Annotated in this window: 5 protein-coding genes and 1 riboswitch; of the genes, 2 read left to right on the top strand and 3 right to left on the bottom strand. The window is 70.4% G+C overall.

The features are described 5' to 3' along the window. Nucleotides 1–3,539 (bottom strand): cobaltochelatase subunit CobN (gene cobN, locus V7E09_RS12205; protein WP_324523451.1); only part of this gene is annotated, 3,539 nt, incomplete at its 3' end. 53 nt (nt 3,540–3,592) lie between these two features. Beyond that, nucleotides 3,593–3,663, bottom strand: a riboswitch (cobalamin riboswitch). 274 nt (nt 3,664–3,937) lie between these two features. On the opposite strand from cobN, the gene V7E09_RS12200 reads away from it, so the two are divergent. Beyond that, on the top strand, nt 3,938–5,482 hold the full coding sequence (locus V7E09_RS12200; protein ID WP_324510765.1) for a DASS family sodium-coupled anion symporter: 1,545 nt from the start codon (nt 3,938–3,940) through the stop codon (nt 5,480–5,482). 150 nt (nt 5,483–5,632) lie between these two features. Continuing rightward, the gene (locus V7E09_RS12195) at nt 5,633–7,444 is read left to right on the top strand and encodes an AMP-dependent synthetase/ligase (protein WP_324510766.1); all 1,812 of its coding nucleotides are present in this window, start codon (nt 5,633–5,635) and stop codon (nt 7,442–7,444) included. 152 nt (nt 7,445–7,596) lie between these two features. Here the strand turns inward: V7E09_RS12195 and V7E09_RS12190 are convergent, their stop codons facing one another. Both V7E09_RS12190 and V7E09_RS12185 read right to left on the bottom strand, forming a co-directional pair. Beyond that, nucleotides 7,597–7,986, bottom strand: coding sequence for a globin (locus V7E09_RS12190; protein ID WP_324510767.1), 390 nt, complete (start codon nt 7,984–7,986; stop codon nt 7,597–7,599). Between the two features lie 106 nt (nt 7,987–8,092). Continuing rightward, nucleotides 8,093–8,668 carry a DinB family protein gene (locus V7E09_RS12185; RefSeq protein WP_324510768.1) on the bottom strand — a complete coding sequence of 192 codons (576 nt, stop codon included), beginning with the start codon at nt 8,666–8,668 and terminating at the stop codon, nt 8,093–8,095. Nucleotides 8,669–8,763 lie beyond the last annotated feature (95 nt).

Here is an 8,763-nt window from a genome sequence, read left to right as displayed (position 1 = left end):
TCGGCGGCCTCGTGGAGCCGCTCGACGATGCCGCGCAGCGCCCACGGGTTCGACTGCCGCAGGAACGCCTGGTTCTCCTCGTCGATGACGTATTCCTTCGCCAGCGACTCGTACATCCAGTCGTGGACCACGCCCGCGGTGGCGTCGAACCCGAACAGGTAGTCCACGGTCGCGGCCAGCTCGAACGCGCCCTTGTAGCCGTGGCGGCGCATCGCGCCGATCCAGCGGGGGTTCACCACGCGGGCCCGGAACACGCGGGCGGTCTCCTCGGCGAGCGTCCGGGTGCGGACGTTGTCGGGGCTGGTCGAATCACCCACGTAGGCGCGCGGATCGGAGCCGGTCAGGGCCCGCACCGTGGCGACCATGCCGCCGTGGTACTGGAAGTAGTCGTCCGAATCGGCGATGTCGTGCTCGGCCGAGTCGACGTTCTTGGCCGCCACCTTGATGCGCTTGTAGTTGGCCCGCATGTCGTCGGCGGCGGGCGTCCCGTTCAGCTCACGGCCGTAGGCGAACCCGCCCCAGGCGGTGTACACCTCGGCCAGGTCGGCGTCATCGCGCCAGCTTCCGGACTCGATTGCCTGCAGAATGCCCGCGCCGTAGCTGCCCGGCTTGGAGCCGAAGATCCGCGTGGTGGCGCGGCGGGCGTCCCCGTGGAGGGCCAGGTCGGCGTCCGCGTTCGCCTTGAGGTAGTTCTGCTCGGCGGGTTCCTCCAGGGCGGCGACCATCGCGATGGCGTCGTCGAGCATCTCGATGACGTGGGGGAACGCGTCCCGGAAGAACCCGGAGATGCGCACCGTCACGTCGACGCGCGGACGCCCGAGTTCGGCCAGCGGCACCACCGTCAGCGAGGACACCCGACGGGACGCCTCGTCCCACACGGGTCGGACGCCGATCAGCGCCAGCACTTCGGCGATGTCGTCGCCGGAGGTCCGCATCGCGGAGGTGCCCCACACCGACAGCCCGACCGAGGTCGGGTATTCGCCGGTCTCGTCCAGGTAGCGGTTCAGCAGGGAGTCGGCCATCGCCTGCCCGGTCTCCCAGGCCAGCCGGCTCGGGATGGCCCGCGGGTCGACGGTGTAGAAGTTCCGCCCGGTGGGCAGCACGTTGACCAGGCCGCGCAGCGGCGACCCGGACGGTCCGGCCGGGATGAAGCCGCCGTCGAGAGCGTGCAGGACGGCGTCCAGTTCGTCGGTGGTGCGGCTCAGCCGCGGGACGACCTGCTCGGCGGCGAACCGCAGCACCGTCTGCACCGCCGGGTTCTCGTGGAGGGACGCCGCGGCGGCGGGATCCCAGTCGGCGTCTTCCATGGCTTGCACGAGGGCGCGGGCCTGGGTCTCGACCCGGTCGACCTCGTGGGTGGGGGCGTCGGGGGGCAGCCCCAGCGCGGAGCGCAGCCCGGGGACGGCGTTGCCGACGCCACCCCACACCTGAGCGGCGCGCAGGATCGACAGCACGAGGTTGACCCGGCCCTCGCCGGAAGGGGCGTCGCCGAGGATGTGGAGGCCGTCGCGGATCTGGGCGTCCTTGATCTCGCACAGCCAGCCGTCGACGTGCAGCAGGAAGTCGTCGAACTCCTCATCGCCCGGACGCTCGTCCAGGCCGAGGTCGCGGTGCATCTCGGCGGCGCGCATGAGCGCCCAGATCTCCCCGCGGATCGCGGGCAGCTTGGCCGGGTCCATGGCGGCGATGTTGGCGTGCTCGTCCATCAGGAGTTCGAGCTTGGTGATGTCGCCGTAGCTCTCGGCGCGCGCCATCGGCGGAATCAGGTGGTCCACGATCAGAGCGTGCGCGCGCCGCTTCGCCTGAGCGCCCTCGCCGGGGTCGTTCACGAGGAACGGGTAGATCAGCGGCAGGCTGCCGAGGGCGGCGTCGGGGCCGCAGGACGCCGACGGTGCGGCGTTCTTGCCGGGCAGCCATTCCAGGGAGCCGTGCTTGCCGAGGTGGACGATGGCGTCCGCGCCGAAGCCGTGTTCCAGCCAGCGGTAGGCGGCCAGGTAATGGTGGGAGGGCGCCAGGTCGGGGTCGTGGTAGATCGCGATCGGGTTCTCCCCGAAGCCGCGCGGCGGCTGGATCAAGATGACGATGTTGCCCGCTCGCAGCGTCGCCAGCACGAGTTCGCCCGCGTCGTTGACGAACAGGGTGCCGGGCGCGGGACCCCAGGCCTCAACCATGGCGTCGCGCAGGTCGGCGGGCAGGTCGGCCGTCCACTGCAGGTACTGCTCGGTGGTGATCCTGGCGTGCGCGTCGGTGAGCTGCGCGGTGGTGAGCCACTCCTCGTCCTGGCCACCCGCCGCGATGAGGGCGTGGATGAGGGCGTCGCCGGCCTCGGTGTCGTCCTCGGGCGTCCCGGCGGTGTGCGCGGCAAGGATGTCGGTGATCGGGTTGTCCTCGCCCAGGTCGTAGCCCTCGGCGATGAGTCGGCGCAGCATCCGGATCGCCGACACGGGGGTGTCCAGGCCGACGGCGTTGCCGATGCGGGCGTGCTTGGTCGGGTAGGCCGACAGCACCAACGCGAGCTTCTTCTCGGCGTTGTCGAGGTGACGCAACCGGGCATAGTTGGCGGCGATCCGCGCGACGCGCAGCGCCCGCTCCGGGTCGGCGACGTAGTGGGGCAGGCCCTGGTCGTCGAACTCCTTGAACGAGAACGGCGCGGTGATGATCCGGCCGTCGAACTCGGGGATCGCGATCTGGTTGGCCGAGTCCAGCGGCGTGACGCCCTCGTCGGACGCCTCCCAGTCGGCGCGGCTGGTGGTCAGGCTGAGCCCCTGCAGGACGGGGATGTCGAGGGCGGCCAGCCGCTCCACGTCCCACGCCTCGTCGTCGCCGCCCGCCGACGCGCCCGCGGGCACGCTGCCCCCGGCCGCCAGCACGGTCACGATGAGGGCGTCCAGGGTGCCGAACGCGGTGTACAGCTCGTCGGGGGCCGAGCGCAGCGACCCGGCGAAGATCGGGACGCCGACCGCGAGACCGGTGGCGTCGATCGCGTCGGCCAGGGCGTGCGCGAAGCCGTTGTTGCCGCTGGCCTCGTGCGCCCGGTAGTACAGGACGCCGACCCGCGGCAGGGACGCGTCGACGGCGTCGCCGTCAGCGGGGGCGGGGCGTTCGGCGAACCCCCATGAGGGGATCGCGGCGGGCGGCTCGAAGCCCTCGCCGGTCAGCAGGACGGTGTCGGAGAGGAAGGCGTGCAGCTGACGTAGGTTGTCGGGGCCGCCCTCGGCAAGGTAGCGGTGGGCCTGGGCGGCGACGCCGATCGGGACGCTGGACAGTTCCATCAGCTCGGCGCTGGGCTGCTGCTCGCCGCCGAGGATCACCAGAGGCGTGTGGGCGGCGCGGATGGCGTCCACCCCGCTCCACAGTTCGTGCGGGGAGCCGAGCAGCCGGTAGATGACCAGGTCGGCGTCCGCGACGAGGGCGGCCAGGGCGGCGTCGTCGGTGCGGTTCGGGTTGGCCCAGGTGTAGGCGGCGCCGCTGGCGCGGGCCGAGAGCAGGTCGGTGTCCGAGGTGGACAGCAGTGCGATGCGGGTGGTGGGCTCGGCCACGATTCCTCCTGAGGGGTTCTCGCCCCGTCGTCTCGTCGGATCGCGCGCGCCGAGTGTCTGGCTGAGCCGTCGAGCTTCGACGGCGTCACAGTGGCGGAACCGCCCCGGGTTTGCACCGGGTTCCTGCGGACGCGTGCGTCCCCACCCTAGTGGAGGTCCGGGCACAGCCGAGTGGCGGTTCGTCGCGGTGGTGGCACAGGCGCCGTTCGATGAGGTCGTCCTCATGGGCTTCCCTTCGACACAGCGCGCAGAAGGCGTCCGGACCGGCAGCGCCGTGAACTCTATGTACGAAAGCCAGGTGCCCCTCGGGGGCCATGCGACGATCGAGAGCGGCGGCCGATCGAGCCTGCCACGATCCATTCCGAGGAGGGCAGGCGGCCGCGCGCCGCCGACGAACCATGACCGACGCTGCTGACGCGCCCACGACCGAGAGCTGGTTCACGCGCCACCCCAAGGCCTGGAAGACCCTCGCCTGCGTGATTCCGGCGCTCCTGCTCGCCCTCATCCCGGACCCGGCGGGCGTCGAGCCGGGAGGCATGATCATGCTCGGCATCTTCGTCGGCACGATCATCGGCTTCATCCTGCAACCGCTTCCCAACGCGCCGGTGGGCCTGATCGGCGTCGCCGTCGCCATGGTCGCCGGGGCCCGCTGGGTTCCCGCGCACGTCAAGGCAGACACCGGCGCCACGGTCGCCGCCACCATGCAGTGGGGGCCGCTCGGCATCAAGGAGGTGCTGGCGGGGTTCGGAGACTCGACCGCGTGGCTGATCGCGGCGGCGTTCATCATCGCCGACGGCTTCGTCATCACCGGGCTGGGACGCCGGATCGCGCTGGTGTTCCTGTCCCGATTCGGGGGGACCGCTTTGGGTCTGGCCTACGGCCTGGGCGCCGCGGATCTCGTCGTTTCACCCGGCACGCCCAGCCTGACCGCCCGCTATGGCGGCGTCGTCTACCCGCTGGTGAAGTCGATCGCCAAGGAGCAGGGCTCAGAGCCCTTCGACGAGTCCCGGAAGAAACTGGGCGCGTTCTTGACGTTCACCTCGGTGGCGATCTCCAGCCTCACCTCTGCGCTGTTCCTGACGGCCATGGCGGGCAACCCGCTCATGGCGAACGCTGTGAAGTCGATGGGGTTGGGCTTCGAGATCAGCTGGGGCAACTGGTTCGTCGCCGCCGTCGTCCCGGTGGCGGTCGCGCTCGTGGTGATCCCTTGGGTGGCGTACAGGATCTACCCGCCCACCGACGGCAAGACCCCCGAGGCGCCAGCGACTGCCAAGGCCGCGCTCGCTGAGATGGGCCCCATGAAGACCCCGGAGAAGAAGATGCTCGGCGTCTTCGTGTTCCTGCTGCTGGCGTGGGCCATCGACTCGATCCTCGCCGGGCTCGGCCTGCCGAAGCTGAGCATCGACGCCACCATGGCGGCGCTGGTCGGCGTCGCGTTGCTGTTCATCCTCAATGTCGTCACGTGGGCCGACGTCGTCAAGAACGGCTCCATCTGGTCGACGCTGCTCTTCTACGGGGCTGCCATCGCGATGGCGACCAAGATGACCACCCTGGGCGTCACCTCGTGGGTGGGCTCCTCGGTGTCGGGGGCCCTGGGCGGCTTGCCCTGGCCGCTCGCGTTCGCCATCGTCGTGCTGGCCTACTTCTTCGCCCGCTACCTGTTCGCCTCGGCCACCGCGCACATCCTGGCGCTCTACCCGGTGTTCCTGACGGCGGCCATCGCGGTGGGTACCCCGCCGATGCTGGCCGCGTTCTTCCTGGCGATCGGCGCCACCAACACCGCCAACGGGCTGACCCCGATGGCCGGCGGGGCGGCGCTGACGGCGGGCCAGTCCGGCATGATCACGACAGCCGAGTGGTTCCGGAAGAACTTCGTGTTGTCGCTGGTGATGCTCGCGATCTTCGCCCTCGTCGGCATCCCCTGGATGCTGCTCGTCCTCTGAACTCGTCGCCCGGCGTCAGCCCCTGGGGGGATGCCGGGCGGACCCGAGTCTCCGATTTTGCCCCAGTCCGCGCTGACCTGGGGTGTCGGCCCTTGGGACAAACCTACGGTTATGGCAAGTTAGACCCAGGTACAGCCGAGGGGGGCTCTCATGGACGCCAGCAACATCGCGGTCCGCATGTCCAAGGTGTTCCGGCGCTTTCCAGAGCGACCGGCGACCCGGATCAAGGACGGGGACGGCTGGACCGTCCGAACGTATGCCGAACTGGGCCGCGACGTCGCGACCCTGGCCGGTCACCTGGTCGAAGCTGGCATCAACCCGGGCGACCGGGTCCTGCTGTTGTCGAATAACCGGCCCGAATGGACGATCGCCGACCTGGCCATGCTGTCGATCCGGGCCGTCCCGGTGCCGATCTATCCGACGAGCACGCCTGAACAGGTCCGGCACATCGCCGCCGACTCCGGTGCCCTGTTCGCATTCCTTGAGAACGAGACCCTGTTGGGACGCCTCACCCCGGTGTGGGACGAGCTTCCGGACCTGCGCGGGGCGTGGACCTTCGATCCGACCAGCGTGGACGATGGGCGCGTCCGGACCCTCGCCGACGTGCTCGCCGACCCGGTCCCAGCCGAGGCCGAAGCCGAGGTGACCGCCCGCTTGGAGGCGTCTTCGGGAGACGACGTGGCGTCCATCATCTATACGTCCGGGACGACGGGGGAGCCGCGCGGCGCCGCACTGACGCACCGAGGCTTCACGTTCGAGTTGGACGCTCTGGACGCGTTCTTCACCATCACGCCGAAGGACCACTCGTTGGCGTTCCTGCCGCTGTCCCACGCCCTGGAGCGCGCCTGGACGTTCAAGGTGCTGTTCGAGGGCTGCATGAACACCTACGTCGCCGACGCCCGCACGGTCGCCGACGCCCTGGTCGAGGCCAAGCCCACGATGTTCGTCAGCGTCCCGCGGCTGTACGAGAAGGTGTTCACCACCGTGCACCAGAAGGTGGCCTCCTCGCCGCTACGCCGCCGCATCCTGCGGATGGCGCTGAGCGTCGGGGCCCGCAGCCAGCACGCCTACCGCAAGGGACGCCGCCCGTCCCTGGGGTTGCGGCTGGCCCTGCCGCTGGCCGACAAGCTCGTGTTCAGTTCCATCCGAGACGCCCTCGGCGGCCCCAAGACCGTGATGGCCTGCGGCGGAGCCCCGTTGCGCGAAGAGATCGAGGAGTTCTTCTCCTCGGCGGGCATGCTGCTGTGCCAGGGCTACGGCCTCACCGAGGCGTCCCCGCTGATCTCCTTCAACTCGCCAGGGGCGTTCAAGTTCGGCACGGCCGGCCGCGTCATGGAGGGCGGCGAGATCCGGATCGCCGAAGAGGGCGAGATCTGTTACCGCGGCCCCAACGTCATGCAGGGCTACTGGAACAACCCGGAGGCCACGGCGGCTGCCGTGGATGACGACGGCTGGCTGCGCACCGGCGACGTCGGTTATGTCGACACGGACGGCTACCTCGTCATCACCGACCGGATCAAGGACATCATCGTCACCTCCGGCGGCAAGAACATCGCGCCGGCCCCCATCGAGGGATTGATCCTCGCCGATCCGCTGTTCGAGCACGCGGTCGTGCTTGGCAACAACCGCCCGTACGTGACCCTGCTGGTGAGCCCCTCGCTGCCCGGGCTCGAAGACCTGGCGCACCAACTGCAGCTCACGTTCAAGGAGGCCTCCGAGCTCCCGACCCGTCCGGAGATCGTCGAGGAGATCAAGCGACGCGTGGAGGCGCTCACCGACCGGCTGCCCAGCCAGGAGAAGGTGAAGGATCTCCGGGTGATGCTGGAGGAACTCACCATGGACAACGGGCTCCTCACGCCGACGCTGAAGGTGAAGCGGCGTCAGGTCGAGGAGCGGTTCTCGGCCCTCATCGAGGACATGTACGCCAAGGTCACCCAGGCCAAGGACCGGCTGGGGCACTGAACGCGCCGACGGCAGCGGCCGCGTTCTGTGCGGGCCGCTGAGGATCGGCCCTCAGACGGGATCATCCCTCGTCGCCACCCCGTGCCGCACCCCGGGCATGCACGGGTAGGGGCCGGGGGCTGGTCGGGTCGCGGCGGGCCCCCGGGGCCGGATCACTCCAGGGTGTTGATCATGAACTGGGCGGCCCGGACCAGGTACTCGCGCAGTTCGGCGTCCTCCTGCTCGGGCAGGGCGAGGGTGTCGACGGCGGCCAGCATGTGGCGCAGCCAGCGATCCCGCTGATCGGGGGTGACCGCGTAGGGGGCGTGCCGCATCCGCAGCCTCGGGTGGCCGCGGGTCTCCGAGTAGGTGTGCGGGCCGCCCCAGTACTGCTCCAGGAACAGCCGGAGCCGGTCGGCGGCCGGGCCCAGATCCTCCTCCGGGTACATGGCCCGCAGGGGCGGATCCTCCGCTACTCCCTCGTAGAACCGGTCCACGAGGGCGCGGAACGTCGGCTCGCCGCCGACGCGTTCGTAGAAGCTGGCTGTGGGCTCGCTGGTCACCTCGCCATGCTGCCACGCGCCCGGGAGGACGCCTGATCTGGAACGCCACGCGCCAAGGAACACGTGTGATTGGGGGTGCTACGCGTCAGAGAGACGCGTGACCTCGTCAGCCCATCGTGCGCTGGCCGTCGATGCCCTCGCGGATGATGTCGGCGTGGCCGGCGTGCTGGCTGATCTCGGCGAGGACGTGCAGCGCGACGCGGCGCACCGACCAGCTGACGCCCTGCTCGAACCAGGGTGCCGACGGGAGGGGGTGCCGCGCATCGAGGTCGGCGGTCGCGAGGACCTCCTCGGTGGCCGCGGCGACGTGCGCGACCCGTTCGCGGAGCCACGGGAGGGTCTCCTCGTCGCTGAGCAGGAAGCGATCGTCCTCCCATTCGCTGTCCGCCCAGTCGCCGCCGTTCTCGTCGGCCTCGGCGGTGACGGCGTCCCAGTCGATGTCCGACTCGTAGACCCCGGTGCCCTCGAACGCCGACGCCCCGGCGACGGCGAAGCGCAGCCACTGCTCCTCGGTGTCGGCGACGTGCTTGAGCAGGGACGCGATCGTCAGCTGGCTGACGCTCGAGCGCGTCCTGGCCTGCTCCTCGGTCAGCGCGTCGGCGGTCTGCAGCAAGAAGCCGCGGTGGCGCCGCAGCGCCTCGATCAGGTCGGCCCGCTCGGGGGCCAGGGGCTGCTCGGTCATGGCGGCACCCTACGCGATGGGTGTGACGATCTTCGTGGTGCGTGGTGCGTGGTGCGTGGTGCGTGGTGCGTGGTGCGTGGTGCGTGGTGCGTGGT

Origin of the sequence: Propioniciclava sp., from assembly GCF_036744435.1 — a bacterium.
Lineage (GTDB): Bacteria > Actinomycetota > Actinomycetes > Propionibacteriales > Propionibacteriaceae > Propioniciclava.
Note: the sequence above shows the minus strand (reverse complement) of the source record. Positions and strands in the feature narration are given on the sequence as shown.